General features: G+C 67.5%; 18 protein-coding genes and 5 pseudogenes. 9 read left to right on the forward strand and 14 right to left on the reverse strand.

Going from position 1 to position 20,216, the window contains the following annotated elements; all coding sequences use genetic code 11:
• Window positions 1-75: 75 nt before the first annotated feature.
• The gene (locus tag OG798_RS01970) at window positions 76-411 is read right to left on the reverse strand and encodes a MerR family transcriptional regulator (RefSeq protein WP_328756026.1); all 336 of its coding nucleotides are present in this window, start codon (window positions 409-411) and stop codon (window positions 76-78) included.
• Window positions 412-1,153: 742 nt separating this feature from the next.
• On the opposite strand from OG798_RS01970, the gene OG798_RS01975 reads away from it, so the two are divergent.
• Window positions 1,154-1,402 (forward strand): DUF5133 domain-containing protein, encoded by a 249-nt coding sequence (locus OG798_RS01975; RefSeq protein WP_121418017.1) that lies wholly within the window; start codon window positions 1,154-1,156, stop codon window positions 1,400-1,402.
• 668 nt (window positions 1,403-2,070) lie between these two features.
• Here the strand turns inward: OG798_RS01975 and OG798_RS01980 are convergent.
• Both OG798_RS01980 and OG798_RS01985 read right to left on the reverse strand, forming a co-directional pair.
• Window positions 2,071-2,472, reverse strand: coding sequence for a hypothetical protein (locus OG798_RS01980; protein WP_328758633.1), 402 nt, complete (start codon window positions 2,470-2,472; stop codon window positions 2,071-2,073).
• An 84-nt stretch (window positions 2,473-2,556) separates the two neighbouring features.
• On the reverse strand, window positions 2,557-2,712 hold the full coding sequence (locus tag OG798_RS01985) for a DUF6131 family protein (RefSeq protein ID WP_183127659.1): 156 nt from the start codon (window positions 2,710-2,712) through the stop codon (window positions 2,557-2,559).
• A gap of 288 nt (window positions 2,713-3,000) precedes the next feature.
• On the opposite strand from OG798_RS01985, the gene OG798_RS01990 reads away from it, so the two are divergent.
• Window positions 3,001-3,474, forward strand: a complete 474-nt coding sequence (locus OG798_RS01990; RefSeq protein WP_121418015.1) for a hemerythrin domain-containing protein — start codon at window positions 3,001-3,003, stop codon at window positions 3,472-3,474.
• 1,194 nt (window positions 3,475-4,668) lie between these two features.
• Window positions 4,669-5,250, forward strand: a complete 582-nt coding sequence (locus OG798_RS02000) for a DUF2231 domain-containing protein (RefSeq protein ID WP_121418014.1) — start codon at window positions 4,669-4,671, stop codon at window positions 5,248-5,250.
• A 280-nt stretch (window positions 5,251-5,530) separates the two neighbouring features.
• Here the strand turns inward: OG798_RS02000 and OG798_RS02005 are convergent, their stop codons facing one another.
• Complete coding sequence (locus OG798_RS02005; RefSeq protein WP_328756028.1) at window positions 5,531-5,974, reverse strand: hypothetical protein; 444 nt, start codon at window positions 5,972-5,974, stop codon at window positions 5,531-5,533.
• Window positions 5,975-6,259: 285 nt separating this feature from the next.
• Between OG798_RS02005 and OG798_RS02010 the strand changes: the two genes are divergently transcribed.
• Together OG798_RS02010 and cutA are read left to right on the forward strand one after the other, a co-directional pair.
• Window positions 6,260-6,754, forward strand: coding sequence for an SPW repeat protein (locus OG798_RS02010; RefSeq protein ID WP_183127657.1), 495 nt, complete (start codon window positions 6,260-6,262; stop codon window positions 6,752-6,754).
• Between the two features lie 364 nt (window positions 6,755-7,118).
• Window positions 7,119-7,307: pseudogene (cutA, locus tag OG798_RS02015) on the forward strand (divalent-cation tolerance protein CutA); the annotation flags it as partial.
• 67 nt (window positions 7,308-7,374) lie between these two features.
• On the opposite strand, the pseudogene OG798_RS02020 reads toward cutA, so the two are convergent.
• Window positions 7,375-8,129, reverse strand: a pseudogene (locus OG798_RS02020) (transcriptional regulator); the annotation flags it as partial.
• Window positions 8,130-8,194: 65 nt separating this feature from the next.
• On the opposite strand from OG798_RS02020, the pseudogene OG798_RS02025 reads away from it, so the two are divergent.
• Window positions 8,195-8,467: pseudogene (locus tag OG798_RS02025) on the forward strand (Tat pathway signal protein); the annotation flags it as partial.
• 1 nt (window position 8,468) lies between these two features.
• On the opposite strand, the pseudogene OG798_RS02030 reads toward OG798_RS02025, so the two are convergent.
• Together OG798_RS02030 and ku are read right to left on the reverse strand one after the other, a co-directional pair.
• Window positions 8,469-9,191: pseudogene (locus OG798_RS02030) on the reverse strand (SOS response-associated peptidase); the annotation flags it as partial.
• 1,142 nt (window positions 9,192-10,333) lie between these two features.
• Window positions 10,334-11,644 carry a non-homologous end joining protein Ku gene (gene ku, locus OG798_RS02035; protein WP_435864148.1) on the reverse strand — a complete coding sequence of 437 codons (1,311 nt, stop codon included), beginning with the start codon at window positions 11,642-11,644 and terminating at the stop codon, window positions 10,334-10,336.
• 192 nt (window positions 11,645-11,836) lie between these two features.
• On the opposite strand from ku, the gene OG798_RS02040 reads away from it, so the two are divergent.
• Complete coding sequence (locus tag OG798_RS02040; protein ID WP_121418009.1) at window positions 11,837-12,103, forward strand: hypothetical protein; 267 nt, start codon at window positions 11,837-11,839, stop codon at window positions 12,101-12,103.
• Window positions 12,104-12,497: 394 nt separating this feature from the next.
• On the opposite strand, the gene OG798_RS02045 is transcribed toward OG798_RS02040, so the two are convergent.
• Window positions 12,498-13,367, reverse strand: a complete 870-nt coding sequence (locus OG798_RS02045; protein WP_121418710.1) for an alpha/beta fold hydrolase — start codon at window positions 13,365-13,367, stop codon at window positions 12,498-12,500.
• An 85-nt stretch (window positions 13,368-13,452) separates the two neighbouring features.
• Between OG798_RS02045 and OG798_RS02050 the strand changes: the two genes are divergently transcribed.
• The gene (locus OG798_RS02050; RefSeq protein ID WP_121418008.1) at window positions 13,453-13,956 is read left to right on the forward strand and encodes a MarR family winged helix-turn-helix transcriptional regulator; all 504 of its coding nucleotides are present in this window, start codon (window positions 13,453-13,455) and stop codon (window positions 13,954-13,956) included.
• 125 nt (window positions 13,957-14,081) lie between these two features.
• On the opposite strand, the gene OG798_RS02055 is transcribed toward OG798_RS02050, so the two are convergent.
• Together OG798_RS02055 and OG798_RS02060 are read right to left on the reverse strand one after the other, a co-directional pair.
• A complete protein-coding gene (locus OG798_RS02055; protein ID WP_328756030.1) occupies window positions 14,082-14,624 on the reverse strand; it encodes a GNAT family N-acetyltransferase in 543 nt (180 codons plus the stop codon).
• A gap of 63 nt (window positions 14,625-14,687) precedes the next feature.
• The gene (locus OG798_RS02060; protein ID WP_328756033.1) at window positions 14,688-15,203 is read right to left on the reverse strand and encodes a GNAT family N-acetyltransferase; all 516 of its coding nucleotides are present in this window, start codon (window positions 15,201-15,203) and stop codon (window positions 14,688-14,690) included.
• A 304-nt stretch (window positions 15,204-15,507) separates the two neighbouring features.
• On the opposite strand from OG798_RS02060, the gene OG798_RS02065 reads away from it, so the two are divergent.
• Window positions 15,508-16,359 carry a class I SAM-dependent methyltransferase gene (locus tag OG798_RS02065; RefSeq protein ID WP_121418006.1) on the forward strand — a complete coding sequence of 284 codons (852 nt, stop codon included), beginning with the start codon at window positions 15,508-15,510 and terminating at the stop codon, window positions 16,357-16,359.
• 180 nt (window positions 16,360-16,539) lie between these two features.
• Here OG798_RS02065 and OG798_RS02070 read toward each other — a convergent pair whose 3' ends face one another.
• The 4 genes and pseudogenes from OG798_RS02070 to OG798_RS02085 all read right to left on the reverse strand — a co-directional run bounded on the left by OG798_RS02070 (window position 16,540) and on the right by OG798_RS02085 (window position 20,165).
• A complete protein-coding gene (locus OG798_RS02070; RefSeq protein WP_267060188.1) occupies window positions 16,540-16,983 on the reverse strand; it encodes a hypothetical protein in 444 nt (147 codons plus the stop codon).
• Window positions 16,984-17,514: 531 nt separating this feature from the next.
• On the reverse strand, window positions 17,515-18,348 hold the full coding sequence (locus OG798_RS02075; RefSeq protein WP_121418005.1) for a PIG-L family deacetylase: 834 nt from the start codon (window positions 18,346-18,348) through the stop codon (window positions 17,515-17,517).
• A gap of 322 nt (window positions 18,349-18,670) precedes the next feature.
• Window positions 18,671-19,305, reverse strand: a pseudogene (locus OG798_RS02080) (DnaB-like helicase C-terminal domain-containing protein); the annotation flags it as partial.
• A gap of 173 nt (window positions 19,306-19,478) precedes the next feature.
• Window positions 19,479-20,165: a rhomboid-like protein gene (locus tag OG798_RS02085; RefSeq protein WP_328756035.1), complete on the reverse strand. Its 687-nt coding sequence runs from the start codon at window positions 20,163-20,165 to the stop codon at window positions 19,479-19,481.
• Window positions 20,166-20,216: the final 51 nt, after the last annotated feature.

Consider the following 20,216-nt stretch of genomic DNA (forward strand, 5'->3'; position numbering starts at 1 on the left):
GGGCAGGCCGTCATTGCGCCGGCGGCCGTGTGAAGCGCACTGGGAATCCTGTCGTCGGCTTCCATGCCTGGCGGGTCAGGCGTCCGCCGTGCGGCGCGGTTCGGCACCGGCCTGGTGTTCTTCGTTGATGCGCCGGGCCTCTTCGAGCTGGTCTTCGAGGATGACGATGCGGCAGGCAGCCTCGACCGGAGTGCCCTGGTCGACGAGTTCGCGAGCGCGAGCGGCGATCTTCAACTGGTAGCGGGAGTAGCGGCGGTGGCCGCCCTCCGAGCGCAGGGGCGTGATCAGGCGGGCTTCACCGAGCGCCCGCAGGAAGGCGGGTGTGGTGCCGAGCATTTCGGCGGCCCGGCCCATGGTGTAGGCGGGGTAGTCGTCGTCATCGAGACGACGCAGAGAGTTTTCTGCGGTCATTCGCACCTCTGTCGTGGGAACGCATCGGGGGCCCTGGTGCCGTACGGCACCAGGGCCCCGAGGGATTTGAACACCATCTGCCGGCCTACTGCGGTGCCGGCCTTCTGTTTCCGCTCGCTCTCCCGGGAGAGGGGGATGCGTGCGGGGATCGCGTATGCGTGACCGTGGGACCACCTTCCGTTCCGGGGCCTGCGGTACCCGGGCCGACTACGGCCTTGCCCGGGCGATCCTGATGGCGTCTGCCTCCTTCTCCTCTTCCTGATCCATCTCCTTGCACCTACGTACTGCTGGCGGCCCCTGTGAGCCGCCCAGCCCGGCAGCCAGCGAGAGGACCCCGAGAATCCGCCGGCCCCGCCGCTCTACTGCCGTGCCAATACCTGCTGGTGCGCGGCGGGTTCGTGTCTGCCGCGCCTTCCTGACTTCCTGGCTACGGGCAAGACATTAACCCCCGTGATCTCGAATATCTACTCCCGCCATGACAGATTTTCTGCACGCAGCAATGACGGTGTTCTGTCGTCCAGGCATGTCGAAAAGCTGTACCGAGACGGATGGATGCGGTGAGCAGGGGGTATACCGCCTGACACTGCAAAGCAGCGCAAACCAGTACAACCGACACACCAGGACACGGGTGTCGCCGTAGCTGCCCTCAATCGCCGCAACCCCTGGCCGACATGGGCACGTGTGCGGACATGGCAAGCGGGAAGCCGGTCGTGAGAAGCACAACACGAGAGGCGCTACTGCGATGCTCGAACCTCACCCCAAGGTCCTGCGAACACTCCTTGCACACTATGCGGAGGCTCGCTTCGCGCACGCGCACAGCAGCGATTCGCGCACGGCCAGGGACCTTGACAATGTCGCCTACACGCTGTGCGTGACGACCGCGACGGCTACCGTCGAGGATGCCATCGCCGCTGCGGACGTGCTTCTGGAAAGTGCTCGGAGCGGCCAGAGGCTCCGTGTAGCCGGGGCACGAGCGAAGATCACAGCGTAGACCCGCCACCACAGCTCGGCGCCGCGCAGTTCGAGCCTGAGGCTCGCACGAGCGGGCTGGCCAGGAGCCTGCATGCTGAATGGCGGCGCGTCTCCCCGTGGCGGGAGTCCTGGACGCCACGCAGACCGTACTCCCGACCGGTGCCAGGGCCTGTCGTGGCTGATGGACCACCGGGCCCCAGTTCGGGCACCTGGTCCGCGACCGACTCGGGGCCACGGCCGCGCCCCAGGCGCTCTGGAGCGAACCCAGATCTGCGTGGTCGGCGTCCTCACCCGCTAGGACGTGCACCCCGTACGGGAGCACCGACACACCATCGACCTGGTCCGCTACCGCTTCATCGGCACAGCGCACATCGGCCTTGAGACCGTGGCCTCCACCGCGATGCAGACGACCGTCCCGAGGACCGCCTGGCCATGCCGCACTGCCGAAGCGGCACGTGCACGCGCGGTGGGCAGGGCGACATCGGCATGGGGGTCGTTGCGACAACGGGCATGGACGATGCCATCAACGACCCCCGTCTATGTCCCGTCCGGGGCGGACATCGGTGAGACGCGCTGTCCAGTCACAGTCGGTGGCCGACGAGGCGGCCCTCCACTCCAGCTCGACCTCGCCGCTCACCTTGAGCGGCGGGGATGTCGTAGACCACGACGAGAGACTGGGTGCGCAGGTCAGCGGGCCCGGCGGTTGCCGGGCGGGTCCTGCGGGTCCTGGGGGTCGACGCCGGTGGTGGCGGATGCGTCCCTGGTTCCGCTGGGGCGCTGGGAGCGGCCCTTGGGGCCGGTGTCGTGCATGCCCTTCTCGTCACTGCGGGCCTTGCTCTGTTCCTCTCCGCGGTCGCTCGTGCTCTTCACGGGCCTGCCGTGCGGATTCCCGGCCTCTTCTTTGGAGACCGTGCGCCCGGGGCCCTTGTCGGGAGCGTGCTGATCAGGGTGGAACGAGCGGTGCGCGCTCGGGTTGTCCTGTTGGCGGGTCTCGTCGACGTCCGGAGACCAACCGTGCTGCTGGGTGCCCTTGTGCCGGCTGGGGCCCTCACCGCGCGGGGGCTGGGATGACTTCGGCTCCTTGGCCATGGCCTGGCCTGCCTTCCGTTCTTGCATGGGGTACGGACTGTGTAAGGTCCACGGATTGCGGAGCTCCCTGAGCCGATGTGGTTGCTACCAGTAGTGCTTGCGTCCGCCGACACCGTGGCCGAGGGCGCCCACAATCCACAGGACGACTCCGATGACGACGAGAATCACGCCGATGGTCCACAGGATGCTGATTCCGGCGACGAGGCCGATGACGAGCAGAATGACGCCGAGGACGATCATGGTGTCCTCCGATTTCGCTGTGATGCCTCTTCCAGATTAGGCACATCGGCGCCCCCACCGCTCTCTCGTCCCACACGGGACTGGCGATCGGCGACGCGGCCTGGTCCAGGCGCGGTACAGAAGAACGAACCGCTGGTGGTGCGCCGCTACTGACTGGCGGACGGCTCAGCTCGGGTCATCGTTCCGAGTCACACGGGCGTCGTCTGTGACAGGTATGTGGCCGCAGTGGGTACCCGGTTCCCCTGGGCGGCACGGGCCGTCCGGGAAAACCGATGCGGAGGGATAGCTGTGGACGGGATTGTGCTGCTCAAGGAAGATCACAAGACAGTGGAGAAGCTGTTCAAGCAGTTCGAGAAGGCCGGCGACGGCGCCCACGCCGAGAAGCGGAAGATCGCCGACCAGGTGATCGAAGAACTCACCACCCATACTTGGATCGAGGAGAAGATCTTCTACCCGGCCGCCCGCCAGGCGGACCCCGACACCAAGGACGACGTCCTGGAAAGCGTCGAGGAACACCACGTCGTGCTGTGGATGCTCTCCGAGCTCAAGGACCTCGACCCGGCCGATGAGCGGTTCGACGCCAAGATGACCGTCCTCATGGAGAACGTCCGCCACCACGTCGAGGAAGAGGAGAAGGAATGGTTCCCCGATGTCCACAAAGCCATGGGCCGCAACCGACTCACCGAACTCGGCGAACAGATGGAAGCGGCCAAGAAGAAGGCCCCCGGTGATCCCCTCGCGGTTCCCAGCGCCGACCAGTAGACCGCCCACGGCGGGTGCGCCTGCCACACGACGGAACCACCGCCGGCCTGCCTCCGTACCTCCCCGCTGCTGCCCCCGTCGCCGGCCTCCGGCGGGCAATCCCACCATGGACCAGCTCTAGCAGGAGGCGCGGCAGCGCGGGGAGATGAGACCGCTTGACCATGACCAGGCAGCAGCTCAAAGTGCCCTCGGCCGCTGGTCCGGGGCACCGGGGTGCCGCAGCCATCGCGCGCCCGGCCGGGCGCCACCTCAGATAGCTCCACCCGCTCCGATGGACGCTCCACATCTCCTGGGGAAGGTGGGTGAACAGGACGTCCGCGCCTTCGCGCGCATAGGCGAGCGCCACCGCAGGGCCTGCGCCTCCCGGCAGGACAATCCGAGGACCCAGCCGGTCATCGCTGAGACCCGCGCCACGCCGAACGTGGCGCGGGGTTCAAGCCCCTTGGCCCCGGCCACCGGCTGCCGTGTCCCCTGCCGTGGCCCTGTCTCTGGTGTCGGATGCCGTCGAGGCCACGCGCTCCACGGTTTGCGCGGGGCAGCATGCTGCGGTGCCTCAGCTGAATCAAGAGATCGAGAGGCGCGGCGTGCAGAGCTCCTCCCGGTCCGCGCAGCGGGTGTTCATCCACGAGGACCAACGCCTGTCCGCCCCCAGAGGCGTACCTCGATGGCGATGCGCGCCGTACCCAAGCGACCGACCGCTGTCGGCCTCGAGCTCCAGCCAGCGGGGCGGTTCCACCCGACGAACCACCGTCCGCCCTTCGTACGTCCATGGGCCCAGGCCGACGCGATACGCCAACGCCGCATCGACCTGCGGCCATCGAGCGTCCAGTGGCCATGACGCGGAGGTCCCCACGACCCCGTCGGCGTAGAGCTTAGAATGCGCCAGAACCGCCCAGACTGCGTCGAGAGGCCGCTCGATCACTTGGTGTCGAATGGGTTGAGATCGTCGAGTACCCGTCGGTATCTGCATCATGCGCAGAACGACAACAGGTGATCATCTCGATCTGCGCGGCTCCGGCGGCTCCACAGTCCCGCGAACCCTGCTGCCCTGCCGACCTGCCGCCCGCCCGGGAGGCATCGAGCCGCGGCGCACGGCCGGCCCAGCGGCCTGACATCGGAATCGTGCAGGGCAGCCGTTCGGGTTCAGTCGAGGCCACCGTGGGATGGTGGCCTGATGCCGGGTAGTCGTTGTGCATGAACACTCACGCCCTCGACACCTCTACGAAGGCCAGAAAGACCTCGGCCTTCGACACCGCGTCGACGTGGTGGCTGACGGCTCTGGACCGTATCGAACGGTCGGTAGTAGCGGATCCGGCGATCCGGGTTCTCCAGCGGGGAATCCGCTCGGTCCCGCTGGGCGAGGTACGCGATCTGCTGCGCGGCAGGCCGCTGGGCCATCCGGTGCATCCCGTTCTGGTACAGGTACCGATCGGCTGCTGGCTGTCGGCCGCAGTACTGGACATCGTGCCGGCAGGGCAGCGTGCGCCTACAACCCTCACGGCCGTCGGGTTGGCCGGTGTCGCCCCGGCAGCGGTCGCCGGCTGGGCTGACTGGGCGGACCTGCCGCCCGAGCAGGCCCGGGTCGGACTGGCCCACGCGGTCTCGAACGTGGCTGCGGTGGCCTTCTACACCGCGTCCCTGACGGCGCGGCTCCGCGGTCGCTCGACGAAGGGCAGGCTGTGGTCGTTGGGCGGACTGACGGCGGTCGCTGTGAGCGGTGCGCTGGGCGGGCACGTGGCCTATCGGCAGGCCGTCGGAGCGCATCCCTCAACCTGAGCAAAGTGCATGACGACCATGCCGAATGGGTGTGAAGGTCTAGGCGTCGCCGTGTCCGCGAAACGGCAGGGGCCAGACGCCCATCCGGCATGTTGCGCTGATAGGGCGCACCCACTCCGGCGGCCGTCACCGCTGGTAGCGCCCGGCAGCGGCGACCTTTTGCGCACAGCCGGGCTGGTCGCTTCCGGACGGCCAGGAACCCCGGGCCGAGCAGCTGGGCCCTGGATCGGGCCCGCTCCCCGCGGATCGCGCACGCGCTCTGGCTTCCACGGGTTTCGGTTCAGGAGGTGGGGGGCGTCGCGGTGTGGTCGGGATGGTATTGGGTGCGGCGGGTCGCCTTGAGGCGGGCCTCGTGCAGGTGGTCGCGTCCGGCGGCCAGCTCTTCCACGATCCCGCGTTCCATCGCGGCGAAGGGCTGGTAGTAGGTGGAGTTGTAGGCCTCGATGATCTCGAAGGTCCAGTGTCCCGGGATGACGTTGCGGCCCACGATGTCACGCTCGACCCGTGCGGCCTGCTCGTCGTGGCCCGCCTCGCGCAGGAGCCGGACGGCGTCGCCGAGCTCGAAGTCCGCCGACCCGGTCAGCTGGTGGAACCCATAGAGGTGGCCGCGGGCCCGCTCCGTGGTCTCCAACGCTTTCGAGAGCGCGCCCAGCGCGAACACCGTCTTGACGTCAACACCGTCGGGTACCTGGTGCGCCGCATCCGACTCGCGATTGTTTTCCATGGTGGTTCCCTGCCCGGAGGGTGTCTTGCCGAGCGGTCGATTGCGCCATGCGGCGTACGCACTTCCACCGGGCACAGGGCCCGAGCTAGAAGGTCGGTAATGCCTATCTGGTCGTGGGCACCGGTGTGCGATCAGCCGACCCGCCATCCCCGCGGGCGGCGTGCGCCAGCCGCCACATCCAGCACCGGCGCACGCCGCCACAACCAGAAACATGCCCTGTTTGACTATTTATGTCGGCTTTACGGGGGTAGACGGTGGGTGAATATCTCTCCCTTGGAGGCCATCATGGCGTCAACCCATCACGTGCCCATCGAAGAACACCCCGACCTGATGGAACTGCGCGCCCGACACGACCGCGCCGCCGCCACCCCACGCGCCCAGATGATCGAAGCCCTCGCGCTCATCACCGGGCTGTACCTCGCCGCGTCCCCCTGGATAGTCGGCTTCAACGGCTTCACCACCCTCGCCGTCACCAACCTCATCGCCGGCATCGCCTACATGCTGCTCCTGGGCGGCCTCGGCAGCTCCTACGAGCGCACCCACTCCATGGCCTGGGCCGCCGCCGCCATCGGCATCTGGACCTGCGTCGCCCCCTGGGTCGTCGCAGGCGACGTCGCCCACACCCGCTCCATCACCAGCAACCTCATCACGGGCGCCATCGCCACCCTCCTCGCCCTCGCCGCCGCCTCCGCCGCCCGCGACCACACCGACAACCGCCGCAGCAGCACCGGCAACTACAACGACCGCCGCACCATGTCCCAGGGGCGCGACGACCGCTGACCCTTTGAACCCCGGCGGGAACGCCGCCAGGAGGACCGCGCCCCTTCACCTCCTGGCGGCCCCGCATGCCGCCAGCAGCTCAGCACCAAGATGTCTGCCAGAGCCTCTCCCAGGAAGTCCTGACGGCAGCCCCCTGGACACCGCGGTCAGGGTGAACTCGCACGGAAGTCTGACCGTTCATTGAGGTGCAAGACATGCACCGGCACCTGCGTCATGAAGCCGCTGCACAACCTCGTCGACGAGAGGACCTTCACCGGTTGCGACCGACTTTCGGTGTTCCCTGGACGGCTGGGTAGGGTCGCGGTACTCGAGCTGAAGAGGTAGTTGCATGGCCCACGAGATTGTGATCGCGCAGCCGACCGGCAAGGGAAAGGTCGAGACGGGACAGGAGTGGCGGATCTCGTACATGACTACGACGGACCGTCTCCCGGCACTGGAGGCGTGGCTGCACGAGAAGCACCCGTATGACGTCCCCCAGTGGATCACGCTGCCCGTGACCGGAGGGTCGGAGGCGTACCTGTCCTGGGTTGTCGAGGAGACGGCACAGGACTGAGGAGCGACGGGCCGGCCGTACGACGACGTTCGCGTCCTAGGCTTGCCCGCGTACCGCGCGAGGGGGCTCAGGATGCGAACTGCCGTAGGTGAACGGCGAGTTCCTGCTGGCTGTCGGGGAGCGAGGCTGCGATAGTCGCTGCGCGCTCCTTACCCATCGTGTTGGGCTTGGCCTGTACCGCCGACGCGAACTACCGTGACACGTAGACGCCTTGGTCGACGTCACCTCCACGCAGTAGGGCCGAAGCAAGATCTCCGAGGACCACGACGCCTCCGTCCGGGAGTTCGTCTCCGAGGCGGTCGACTGCGGTGTCGGCTGTAGCGGTGAGTTCGGGACGCCACAACTGCCGCATACGGAGAGGGCCAACGAGTCCATGCGGTACGGGGTCACGAACCGGACCCACGCCTGCTCGCTGGTGTGATCCGCGAAGTCGTAGGCGAAGCGCGCTCGGTCCAACGCCCGGAGCGCCCCCGTCTCGTCGCCGGCCGCCGGAGCTTCCTCCGCGTGCCTGCCGAGGGCCCAGACGGCAGCAGTAGCGTTGCCGTGGCCTCGCACGTCGTTGGCCGCTTGAGAAAGGAACTCCAACTTCGCCTTCGGCGTCGAAGCGCCGTAGCTGGTGTAGGTCAGGGCCAGGGCTCGGAGTGGAGGGTGCCCGGCGGTCGCCGCGCACTGCGACGTGACCTCGTAGTAGGCATCGGCTTTGTCGAGCTCGCCCAGGTCCCAAGCCACCCAACCGGCCAGGGCAGCCGCTTCTCCGGCGGCGATGGTGAGAGCCCGTTCGTGCTCGCCGGCACGAGGCAGAGCCGCGGTGATCGCGTCAAGAGAGGTAGGTCATCTCTGCCACGGCCGAGTACGTGTCGCGGCGGAGCTGTTCCGTGCGGAATCTACTGCCGAGCAGGGGCACTACTTCGTCGCGAAGGTGGCCCGCGAGGGCCGAGCGCCACGACCTCGACATATACCAACGCAAGCTGCTGGCGACCGCCGCGTACTCGGCCGCCGGCCTCGCCTTGCCCACCGCCTCGTGGTGAGCAGCCGCCCCTGCCGCAGCGGCGAAGCGCCCAGCGGTCTCCCTCCGGCTGGTGGCCCAGGCCGACATCGACGACGTCCGCGACCTGACGACCTTCTACTCCGCGCGCGACCAGCAGCGCGGCGGAGCCTCCCCTCCAGGAGTTGGGGCCCGTTGTTGCGGACGTTGTTGACGGTCGTGGAGACCGGCCGGGCGTCCAGGTGGCCGTCGGCGGGCTGGGTGAGCAGCGCCCGCAGTTCGTCGGGGTCCTGGCGGTGGGGGTCGAGCCAGGAGTCGTAGTGGTCCGCCGTGAGGGCGAGCGGCATGCGGGGGTGAACGCGGCCGGCCGTGTCGGTGGCTTCGGTGGTGATGATGGTGCAGGTCGTCAGCCAGGCGGCGGGGTCGTCGTCCTGCTTGACCTCCGGGTTGCGCCAGTACTCGTACAGGCCGGCGAGCGCCATCACCTGCTGGTCCTCGGGATGGATGAAGTACGGCTGCTTGTGGGCCTTGCCCGTGTCGGGGTCCTTGCCCTGCTCCCATTCGTAGAAGCCGTTGGCCGGCAGCAGGCAGCGGTGTTTGGCGAATGCGCGGCGGTAGGCGGGATTCTCATGCACGGTCTCCACGCGCGCGTTGATCATCCGCGCGCCGATTTTCATGTCCTTCGCCCAGGACGGCACCAGGCCCCAGCGCAGCGGACGCAACTCCCGCTCCACCGCGGTGGCATCGGTCTGGTCGCGCGGCATGCGCTCGAGGACGGCCCACACGTTGTTGGTCGGGGCGACGTTCCAGTTCGGCGCCAGCGCCTCCTCGGCACGCCAGTCGGTGACCTGGAAAAGCTGGACCAGGTCCTCGGGACTGCGGGTGGAGACATAGCGGCCGCGCGTGGCACCACTGTGCCACCGGCGGCGCCGACCGCAGCGCCGTTCGCTGGCCCGTGTCGGGCCGTGCACGTCGGCGTGGCAAGGCAGTCCCGAGGCTGACTCCAGCGGTTGCTTGAGTAGCCCGCCGATGCGGTATCGGGTAGCCGTTCACAAGGCGGCCGTGGCAGAGCCCGCTCGGGCAATCGACTCGCTAGTGCCACTTCGAGGCCCACCCAGGTTTCGATCTGCGGAGAATTCGCAGGTCAACACCCTCGGATGAAGGGCCAGTCAGTGGCCGAGTCCTCCCGGTCCCGCAGTTGCGCGGATAACCGTCGGCTGCCTCATCGTGCTCTTGGCCTGCCAGTGGCAGCCCGCTTCCTGTTTCCTCTGCGCGTCCGTCCGCGCAGCCAATCCCCTCCAGAGTCCTCCTGTGATCACACCCGCTCAGGGCTGCCCCCCTCAACAGCTCTGCCAGCTCCTGCAGGGTGTCGGCTCACCGAAGACCGGTGCCTATGTTCTGAATATGCCGTCTGCAAAAGGCACGGCGCGCTCCGGCACCAGCGCGCTGGCGGTCGTCGATCGGGGTGTCCGGGGAAGCTCATGCCAAGCGGCGGGGGGAACGGCATGCGGGATGCTCAGTACGTTGGCAGGACGTCACCTTCGGGCGGGGCTTTCAGCTCATCAGGGACGTTCTCACCGCAGAGAGCCGTATGGCCGACCGCGCGGCGCGCTCCCCCGCGGACGACACCAGGCAGGTGTCCGCCATCATCTTCCTCCGCATCCGAGGAGCCCTGAGGTGTTCTCGCGTCCACTCTCCGTGTGCCGCGAAGGCGGCGCAGGCCGGCTCTGCAGCCGTTGCACCGCCCGGAGCGTGGCATGAACGCTTCCGCAGTCACCAGCGTCATCACGGGCGGCCTGCTCGGGGCAGTGGCCGACGCACCCTGGTGGGGCAGCTGTGCCGTCGTTCTCATCGTCTTTGGGATCGGCTCACAGAGACATCCGCAGTGGATCAACCACCCGATGCGGGGACGACATGAAGGCGCAGGAGCTGCCGCAATCCACCCTGGGCGGGCGGAGATCCGGTTCGAACAGACGTACCGTAGGGGCGTGGCAACGTACGAATTTCCCCCGATGCTGATCGACGCCCAGAACGAGCTTGATCAGGTCCGCGCCGACCTCCGAGCTCTCTTCGCAAAGGTGCCGTGGTCGGTGGAGCCGATGGACGCGTGGGAGACGCACGAGAACGCGTGGCGGCCGGCGTCCCGTCCCGCCTCGCCCGGCTGGGACCCGGAGGACGCCGCGGAGATCGCCCGGCTGCGGGCGAGGGAACTCGAACTCGCTGAGGTTCTCGTGTGCCACCCGGCCGAGTTCGCTCCCGGCGATGTACAGGCCGCCCGCGATGCGCTCAAGCACCACCGCGAGCAGGAGTCGGCCAGCGCGGCAAGCTGACCAGGCGGCCGAGCAGCTGCGCAGAATCCTCTTGAGCAGGAGTTCAGACGGCACTTCACCGCGCAGCGGGGGGCTCCGTCCTGGACGACGGACTTGTTTGGGCCGGGCGTCGTGCCGTCGGACACTCCGGGCTGCGGCATCCCGACGGAACGTCGTCCTAGGCGCCCCGCTGCCGCCGGGCCCGACTTCTTTGCCGCCGCGGTCTTCTTCGCGGTCTTCCTGACGGGCGTCTTCTTCGCCGGCTTCCTGGCCGCTGGCTTTTTCGGCATCTCGTGGACCTCGGCATCACCCACGTCCTCGCCGCGCGCTGCCTGGGCCTTGCGGACGCTCTCCTGCAGGGCGGCCATCAGGTCGACGACCTTGCCGCCCGGTTCCTCGGCCTCAGTGCTCGGCTTGGGTGGCTGTCGGCCCTCGGCCTTCGCCTCGAGCACCGCTTCCAGGGCCTTCCGGTACTCGTCCTGGTAGCCGGAGATGTCGTCCGTCGTCATCGAGTCGATCAGCTGAAGGACTTCGTCGATCTCGGAGTCGTCGACCTTGGCCTCCTTCGGTGCGAGCTCGGAGGGGTCACGCACCTCGTCGTCCCACTTGAGCACGTGCGCGACCAGCGCCCCGTCCCGCACCCGCAGCAGCACCAGGCGCTCACGCCCATGCCACGCCAGCTTCGCGACGGCCACCTTCGTGTTGCGGGCCAGCGCCCGGGCGATCAGGGCGTACGGCTTCGCTGCGACTTGGCCGTCGTACTGCAGGAAGTAGCTGTCGCCGCTGAGCCGCACCGGGTCGATCGACGCGGCCGGCACGAACGCGACGATCTCTATCGCTTTCGCGGTCGGCAGCGGCATCTGTTCCAGCTCTTCGTCCGTGACGGCGACCAGCGTGTCCTTGGAGACCTCGTACCCCTTGCCGATCTCGGCCGCGGACACTTCGCGGTCCTCCGCCTCGCAGTACTTGCGCACCCGCACCCGGCCCAGGTCCTCAGTATGGACCTGATGGAAACGGACCGAACGGTCCTCGGTGGCGCTCATCAGCTTCACCGGAATGGTTATCTAGAGGTATCTAGAGGTGGTTTCTCGGCGTAGGGCATGTGAGGTCAGGGCTCATTCGGCTGTGTGGCTGACGGGTATCTGATAGGTCACTGGCAGGTCTGGCACGTTAGACCTTTCGTGATCTTTCATGCCGAGCGAGCGACGGTGGCTGGCCCTTCGGGAGTGGCATGGGTGGTGGTGGACGAGCAGTTCCGCCTGCATCCGGAGTCGACTGCGTACCTGGATGCTGTACGCGGTATGGGTCGGTCGGTGAACACCGAACGGAACTACGCGTACGGTCTGGCTCTCTACCTGACCTGGTGTGATGAACGAGCGTTCTCGTGGTCGGACCCAGGTTTCGAGAATCTGCTGAGGCTCCGGAACTGGCTCGTCAGCACGCCGCTGCCGGTGCGGGGCCGAAGAGTTCAGCCCGTCATCCGGTATCGCAAGGACGGCTAGGCGAACGCCGTGCTGGGGACGATGACGCAGTTCCTTCGGTTCGGGGTTGGCCCAGGCTGGGTGTCGGAGCGTGTCGCCGCGTCGCTGTCTCAGCCCAAGTACATGCGGTTCCTGCCGGCCGGAGTCGGCGGTTGAGGGTCGGGGCCTTCGCGTGGTTCAGGAAAGGATGCTGAGGTTCGCCACGACCGACCCCGGGATCGAGTGCGGTTACTCCAGAGCAGGTCGAGTTGATGATCCGGCTGGCCACCGTGCGTAGCCTCATCCGCCGAGCCTGGACCACCCACCGCTGGGAGGGACGCCCCCGGCGCCGACCCTGAACGACCACGTACCTTCCCCCGAGGTGTGGATCGAGCTGCTGGATGGCCTCAGCGTAGTCCGCTCCGCTTGATCTCCTTCAAACCGCGCCCGGGGCGGCTTGCTTCTCCTGCTTGTCTGCAAGGAAGTCGGTGATCCGGTGGTTCGTCTGGGTGGGCATGGCGGTGGGCATAGCAAAGTGGGTGAGTTCGGCGAGGATCTCGATCCGGGCGTCCGGTACGGCTTTGCGGGCGCAGGCTGCGACTTTCGCGGCGTCGTGGGCGTCGCTGCGGCCGGCGAGTAGGACCAGCAGCGGAACGCTCAGTGCCGTCGGGTCCGGGCGACGGCCGACGACCAGTTTCCGGTTCGCGAAGCCCGAGACCGCCAAGGCATAGAGCCGCTTCCAGCCCAGGTCGGTGTCGGTCCCTGCGGTCTCGCGGTCCAGGTAGACGCGTGCGCGGGCTTGCGTCGGGCGGAGCAGTATCGGCAGCGAGCGCAGCAGGAAACCCGGGCGGAAGTTGGCGAAACACTGGGTCGGGTCGAGCAGTACCAGCCGATCGACCCGCCACGCGGCGTGCAGGGCATAGGTCAGGGCGATCCAACCGCCGTAGGAGTGGCCCAGCAGGTGCATGCGGGACACGGTGAGGCCGTCGAGCAGCGCGTCCAACCAGGCCATCAGGTCGGTGGTGGTGCGCAGCGGGCGTCCACCGGGGATGCTGTGTCCGGCATCGCCCAGGATGTCGACGGCCAGCACCCGGTGGTGCGTGCCAAGAGCTGGGGCATTGGCGAACCAGACCGCGCCGGTGGAACCGCCACCGTGTAGAAGGAGGACTGGAGTGGCGTCAGCGGGGCCGTAGGCGTGGACACGGGTGGTCCCATACGGGGTGGGAACGTCGATCTCGGCGGTACCGGTGGGCCAGCGGGCGAGCAGTGCGTCGTAAGCGGCGAAGAACTCTTGGGATGAGGACACAGTGAACCCCCGGAGAATCGTCTCGTTGACCAAGTATCTCGCTTAGCGAGATACTAGCCCGGTGAGTGATGACATCAACCCCGCGATGCGGCTGGTCCATCTACTGCGCGCAGTGACCGTGGAACTCGATCTGCGCGGCGCCGAGTTCGCCGCGAAAAACGGCCTGCACCCGACCGATCTGCGGGCCCTCATCCACCTGCTTGACGCCGACCGGGCGTGCACCGATGTCACCCCGGGACGACTCGGTGCGGCGCTGCGGCTCAACTCGGCCGGCACCACTGCCCTGCTCGACCGGCTGGAGCGCCTGGGGCTCGTCCGCCGCAGGCGCGATGAAAACGACCGACGGCGCGTCGTACTGACGGTGGAGCAGAAAGCCGTGGAGCTGGGTCGGTCCTTCTTCGGCCCGCTCATCGCCAACCTGGTCGAGGCGACCGAGGACTTCACCCCGGGCGAACTGGACATCGTTCACCGCTACCTGACCGCCGCCCTTCGAGCAGCCGCTCCCGGCTACGACGCGTCGACGCCCGCAGCCACCGCCGCGATGCCGCCAACACCACAGCCGTTCCCACAGCGGTTCGGTCAGCCATGATGGCAGCGCAGGCACATGATCTGGCAGTGGCGTGAGATGCCGCGGGAGTTCGGTGCCTGGTCGACCGTTTCGAACCGCTTCCGGCAGTGGCAACCGCTGCGAGGCTACCGTCCTCGTTGCCGCCATCAACGAGTGGTTGTGACGAACTGGTCCGACGACAGCTCGAACACCCGGACTCGCCGACCGCCGGTGGGATTGACGGTCTCACGGACCGGATGCATCCCCAGTTTGGTCATGATCCGTTCGGAGGCGTCGTTGCCCACTTGAGTGATGCTGACGATCCGCTCCAGCCCTCGCTCTTCGAACCCGAACCGTACAGCGGCCGCAGCGGCCTCGGTGGCCAAGCCCTGCCCCCAATGGGAACGTCCTAGCCGCCAGCCGACCTCAACCGCCGGCAGTACCTCCGGCAAGAAGTGGGGCACCGAAAGGCCGGTAAACCCGGCCAGCTCGCCAGTGGACCGGATCTCCACGGCGAACAGGCCGAAGCCCTGTGACTCCCACTCGCTCTCCCATGCCTCGATCCGGCTGCGAGTCTGTTGTTCGTCACGGACACTGCCGTCACGGATCCACCGCATGACCTCAGGGTCGGCATTGATGGCAGCCATGGGCGCAACGTCTTCCTCGCGCCAGCGACGCAGGATCAAACGGGGAGTTTCAAGCGTGGCCATCGAATCATTCTGGATCACAAATGGACTCTCCGTCATCCTCACCAGGCACTTTCGATGCCCGCCCTAGGGGATGGCCACCGGCTCCGCGCAAAGGTCGATGGTGAACGCCACCCGGTCGAGTCCGGGACCGTCGTAGTCCGGCTTCACGGCTGAGGCCATGAAGCCGAGTCGGGTGTGAAATGCCCGTGACGCAGTGTTCTCCGGGCTGGTGATGCAGTGCACGTAACGGCGCCCGTGTGACCGAGCGAGCGCGAAGAAGGCCCGGTAAAGAGCACGCCCGACACCCTGCCCGTGCAGCGGCGGGTCTACGCCGACGAAGTGCACATAGGCGGTTTCGGGCTCTGTCTGCGACAGGAAGCCGACCAGGAAGGCGGCAACTTCTCCACTGCCGCGTTCGACCAGAAAACTGGTGGTGGTGAAGTGCTGGAAATACAGCCGGGGCAGAAGCAGCGCACGTTCCGTCGCCCCGGCCTCCCCCTTCAAGCCACCCCACCACGTGTCCAGTACGGCGAGCACGCGGAGATGGTCTTCGTCGGCAAGGTGTCGGACCCTCAGGCCAGCGGGAAGATCGTCGATCATCTGTGCAGTCTGTCAGCCGCGCGAGGCGGATCGCGAACTTGGCCGCTGCTGGCCGCGACGACTCAAAGGTGCGCACGACAAGCCGACAGCGGCCACGTTCAGTTACCTCAGTAACTGGCCGTACTTAGAGGTCGCACAGATAGGCGGTCGACAGACGGGGACAGACACGGTTCCGTGATCATGGAGTTGCGACGCCCTGTGAGCCGACCTCTGTCTTGTGACAGCGAATCTCGTTCGATTGCCACTGAACTTTGACCACCGGTACTCATCAGCCCCCTTGGAATCGATCATCTAGGCTGACGCGGTGACTGATGAGCAGGAGCGGGTGCAGCCGTCGGGAGTGTGGGCCACAGCGGTCGGGGTGGCCAGGGTGCGGGCGCTGGAGACCGAGCGGGAGAACGCGTTGTTCCGCGACCCACTGGCACAGGCCTTCGCCACCGCCGGTGGCCTATGGCCCTCCTCGCCGCCGCTGCCCGATGACGAGGCCGCGCGCCGCCGCCGGCTGGCGGTGTCGTTCTCCATTGTCATCAGGACGAAGTTCCTCGACGACCTGTTGCAGCAGGCCTCCGCGTCCGGGGTCCGGCAGGTCGTGCTGCTCGGCGCTGGCATGGACAGCCGGGCCTTCCGGATGGAGTGGCCCGAGGGCACCCGGCTGTTCGAGGTCGACACCGCCGCACCACTGGACTTCAAGGCTTCGGTGTTACGCCAGGAGCGGGCCGTCGCATGCTGCGAGCGGATCACCGTCGCGGTGGATCTGCATGAGGACTGGCCAGGCGAGCTGGCCGCCGCAGGGCACGACCCGGCCGTGCCGACCGCGTGGATCGCCGAAGGACTGCTGATCTATCTGCCCGAGGACGCGGTGGAGCTGCTGCTGGCCCGGATCAGCGCGCAGTCGGCGGCAGGAAGTTGGATGGGGCTGACATTGGGCTCGCGCGGCGTGATCGAGCGTTTTGGCGGGGACGCCGAGCCGGGATCGCCGGCGTCCATGTGGGTCTCGGAGATGCCCGACGACCCGGTGGGCTGGCTGGCCGGGCACGGCTGGGAGGCTGACAGCCACACCCTGCGCGAGCGCGCTGCCGCCTACGGCCGCCCGATCAGCACCCCGCCGCAGCGTGAGGAGCGGCCCGGCGGACTGATCTCGGCGGTCCGCTGGTAAACGCCTCCAGGCGGTCAAACTTCAGTGGCAATCGGTCAAGGTCACTGTCACAGGACACAGTCCAGCCCCACCGAGAGGGGCGAATCCCACAGATTGATCACGACTCGATATGGGCCCTAGGATCCCGCAGCCGATACTCGAGTTGACGACCTACGTTGACGAGACTGACCTTACGTCCTTTCAGCTCATGTCCCCGTCTGGTGTCTCAGGCTCGTGGCATTTCTTCCGGGTCGGTTTCGGCAGTCGACCAGCTGCTTCTGCCCACGCACGCTGGGCTGGTGCCCGCTCCATGCGGCTTGCGATGTCCGTCTTGAACGTGGCGTCCAAGGTCTCCGGGAGCTTGCTGAAGGTGGCGGGGAGCACGTCGAGCAGGCTCAAGAACTGTTCGCCGCTCGGGGCCGTCAGCAGCAGTTCGCATCTCCAGTGCGGCGACACCTCGGGGCGATGGCTGAGGTGATGGACGAGTGCGGGGAACAAGTAGTGCGTCGCTCCGGGAACGAGGTGGTCCCGAAGCCAGTCGACCGGAAGCCGCTGGCTGAAGCCGTATGCACCGGCCTCCCTCTCCAGGTCGAGGAGCTGTTCGGTGTCGACTGCCCGGATCGTGCGGGGAAGGGTTGGGGCCATGCGGTGATGATGCCAAGAAGCCGCCGCGGGGCCGAGAGGTCAGCGGAGCCGGGCTATAGCCAAGGTGCCAACGCTGGCTCCCCGCGTTGAGGGATCTCCCCTTCCGCCACTCGGAAGAGTGAACGCTCCGAGCTGCAAGTCTTGCAGGGTCTCGCGGTTGGTGTCGGAGACCGCCCTCGTGACCTGCTGTTCTTCCGTCGCCTCATGGCGTGTCGGACATGGGAGCCTCAGCTTTGTGTCGCTTCCTCGGCGGTCTGTCTTGATCGGAGCAGACCGCCGGGCTTGTGACCTGGGCTGTCGCGCACCTTCCGAGTCAGCAGCCCGCAGGTCTCCCACCTGTGCGGGTGCCAGGTGGTTTGGGGACGAGCGCAGTGTCGGGGCGGAAGTGCGGGCAGGCGTCGACGCCGTCGGCGAGGGCCTGGACGCGGGCTGCCGGAGCGGAACTCGCGTGGACAAGCCTCCGGGTGTGTGACCCGCTCGATCGCGCCGTGCGGTCAATGAGCTTTCCCAGACCCCCGTCGGACGGGTGGATCAGCGCAGTCCGGCGAAGAGATCGTTCTCGGGTATGGCCGCGCCGGTGGCGTCCTGGACACGTACGAAGGTCTCCATGCCCATCAACTCGCCGAACCTCTCCTTGCCCATCTTGAGGAAGAAGATGTTCTCGCCCTGACTGGCGTGCGCGGCCAACGCGTCGAACTTCTGACCGCTGAACGCGGTGGCGTCCACCCACGTGGTGATCTCATCGTCGGGGAGGCCGATCTTGGCCATCGCGGCGGCCTCGGCGGGATCCGGCTCCGGCATGTCCTCATGAAACTCGCGCATGATCTCGCCGAACCGCTGCATCATCGAGCGGGGCATCGTGGTCCAGTACACCTTTGGTGTCAGCGCGGTCATCTCCAGTGCCGCCATCGTGATGCGGTGGGCCTGGATGTGGTCGGGGTGGCCGTAGAAGCCGTTCTCGTCGTAGGTGACGACCACATCAGGTCGGTAGTGCCGCATGAGTTCCGCGAGTCGGGCCGCGCCTTCCTGCACGGGGGTCTGCCAGAAGGATCCGGGGGCGTCGTTGCTCGGCCAGCCCGTCATCCCGGAGTCGGCATAGTCCAGCATCTCCAGATCGCTGACCTTCAGGACGTCACAGCTCGCCTCAAGTTCTTGACGGCGCATCAAGGCGACCGCCGCCGTATCGTGCCCGGGATCGCCCGGCTTGACACCTCCCGGTCCGTCACCGCAACCGCCGTCGGTACACGTCACGAGAACCGTGCGGATGCCTTCCGCCGCGTACCGCGCGAGGACCCCTCCGGTTCCGGTGGCCTCGTCGTCGGGGTGGGCGTGTACTGCCATGAGCGTCAAGGGCCGGTCAGTCATGAAACAGTCCTCCTGCAGAAATACGTCGTGGTCCGAGTGCGCGGCGGGCGTACCGCGACCCTGGGGCCCGGATCCTGGTGGGGCGGACGACCTTGTGGTCTCCGTGTTCCCCGCCCGTGCGGCGCCGGTCCCTCGGTCGATGCAACCGCGCCGGACGGACCGGCTGTTCCCGGCGCGGCCGCTTGGCCTTCCAGGCGTCGGCGTTTCAACGCGAACGAGGTACAGGCGCGACCTGCATGTCTCAGCGCCACATCGGATCCGACTTCCATCCGGCACCAGTCGTGAGATTCCGACACGTAATTTGAGACCCTACAAGTCTGCTTTATGGCTGGGCCATGTCGACGAAGCGGGAGTAGTGGCCCAAGGCGACCGTGACGGTCGCGGTGGGCCCGTGACGGTGCTTGGCGACGATGAAGTCGGCCTCGCCGGCCCTGGGCGAGTCTTTCTCGTACGCGTCCTCGCGGTGCAGGAGGATCACGACGTCGGCGTTGTCCTCGAGGGCTCCGGAGTCCCGCAGATCGTTGATCATCGGCTTCCTGTCGACGCGCTGCTCGGGACTGCGGTTGAGGGTGGAGATCACGACGATCGGGAGGCGGAGCTCCTTAGCGAGGAGTTTCAGGCAGCGGGCGATCTCGGAGATCTCCTCATAGCGGGGGCCGAGCGGCCTGGTGCCGTAGTGAGCAGGTGCACGGCATCGACGACGATGAGCCGCACGCCTGCCCGGGCCTGCAGGTAGCGGCAGTGGGCGCGCAGGTCGTGGACGTTGGAGTAGGAGCCGTCCTGGATGTAGACCGGGGCGGCGCAGACGTCCGGCATTCGCCGGGCAAGGCGGGTCCAGTCCTCGTCGGTCATGGTGCCGGAGCGCATGTGGTGCAGCGCGACGCGGGCTTCGGCGGACAGGATCCGCATGCCGATCTCGTTGCGGTCGGCTTCGAGAGAGAACACGGCGCTGGGCACGATGACCCCGCGCTGAGCAGCAGCTCCTCCACCTCATACAGCCACACCGCATGGGCGGTGATCTCCGCCGGGAACCTGAACCCCTTCTACGACACCGCCGCCCCGGTCCCCACAGCCAGCCCTCCCCGGTGATCAACAAACCCGGCGATCATCCCAGCCCCAAGGCCACCAGCTCAAGTTGACAATGCCCGACCATTGGTACGCTCCTCGGTCTGAAGCGGCGCTGCGCGTAACGTCAGTCGGTGCAGGTAGCGGTGGCGGGCGTCGGACGGCCGGGGACCCCATGCCAGCAGCATCCCGGTGGACAGTGCTGTCACGTGGCCGACGGGAGTGACCCCCAGCGCGGTCAGGCCGCTCGTGATGTGCGGTGCGCGCACCGCGAGCGCGGCGAGCGCGGTCCATCGGTGCCACCGCCTGGCCCCCGCTACCGCCACAGCGGCCAGGGCCGAGACGATCACGTAGGACGGGCCGACGTCCAGCGTCGTACGCAGCGCCGGGTCTGCTTGGCCCGCCGCGATCCGTGCTGCCAGCAGCCCTTCGCTCACCAGTGTGCCGAGGACTTGGCCGGCCGCGATCAGCGCGACCGCCCGCATGTTGCCGAACCGGATGACGAGAAACGCCAGTATGGCCCCGGCGAGGGCGATGCTGCGCAGACAGGCCCAGGGATCGGCGCCGAACAGGAAGGCGGAGGTGATGAGCGCCTCCACAGGATGATCACCCATATTGGCCAGGTTGGTCGATGCCCAGGCGTTCACCGCGTGATCACCGCCGTACGTCAGGGACGACGCGGCGGCGAGCAGGGCGAAGCGCCAGGGCACAGGGGAAAGCCATCGGCGGGCGGGCGTCCGGGAGAGATCCATGTGGCCGACCCTGGCAGAGGGTGCCCGCCCCGCGGATCTGACCACGGAATG

The sequence above is a fragment of the Streptomyces sp. NBC_00271 genome (genome assembly GCF_036178845.1).
Lineage (GTDB): Bacteria > Actinomycetota > Actinomycetes > Streptomycetales > Streptomycetaceae > Streptomyces.

Bases quoted from the DNA above. Each gene is read 5' to 3' on its own strand.
- OG798_RS01985 (WP_183127659.1), bottom strand. From the start codon at position 2,712: ATGATCGTCCTCGGCGTCATTCTGCTCGTCATCGGCCTCGTCGCCGGA.
- OG798_RS02075 (WP_121418005.1), bottom strand. From the start codon at position 18,348: ATGACTGACCGGCCCTTGACGCTCATGGCAGTACACGCCCACCCCGAC.
- OG798_RS02085 (WP_328756035.1), bottom strand. From the start codon at position 20,165: ATGGATCTCTCCCGGACGCCCGCCCGCCGATGGCTTTCCCCTGTGCCC.
- OG798_RS01970 (WP_328756026.1), bottom strand. From the start codon at position 411: ATGACCGCAGAAAACTCTCTGCGTCGTCTCGATGACGACGACTACCCC.
- OG798_RS02005 (WP_328756028.1), bottom strand. From the start codon at position 5,974: ATGGAAAACAATCGCGAGTCGGATGCGGCGCACCAGGTACCCGACGGT.
- OG798_RS02060 (WP_328756033.1), bottom strand. From the start codon at position 15,203: ATGATCGACGATCTTCCCGCTGGCCTGAGGGTCCGACACCTTGCCGAC.
- OG798_RS01980 (WP_328758633.1), bottom strand. From the start codon at position 2,472: ATGGCCAAGGAGCCGAAGTCATCCCAGCCCCCGCGCGGTGAGGGCCCC.
- OG798_RS02010 (WP_183127657.1), top strand. From the start codon at position 6,260: ATGGCGTCAACCCATCACGTGCCCATCGAAGAACACCCCGACCTGATG.
- ku (WP_435864148.1), bottom strand. From the start codon at position 11,644: ATGAGCGCCACCGAGGACCGTTCGGTCCGTTTCCATCAGGTCCATACT.
- OG798_RS02050 (WP_121418008.1), top strand. From the start codon at position 13,453: ATGCGGCTGGTCCATCTACTGCGCGCAGTGACCGTGGAACTCGATCTG.
- OG798_RS02055 (WP_328756030.1), bottom strand. From the start codon at position 14,624: ATGGCCACGCTTGAAACTCCCCGTTTGATCCTGCGTCGCTGGCGCGAG.
- OG798_RS01975 (WP_121418017.1), top strand. From the start codon at position 1,154: ATGCTCGAACCTCACCCCAAGGTCCTGCGAACACTCCTTGCACACTAT.
- OG798_RS02070 (WP_267060188.1), bottom strand. From the start codon at position 16,983: ATGGCCCCAACCCTTCCCCGCACGATCCGGGCAGTCGACACCGAACAG.
- OG798_RS02000 (WP_121418014.1), top strand. From the start codon at position 4,669: ATGAACACTCACGCCCTCGACACCTCTACGAAGGCCAGAAAGACCTCG.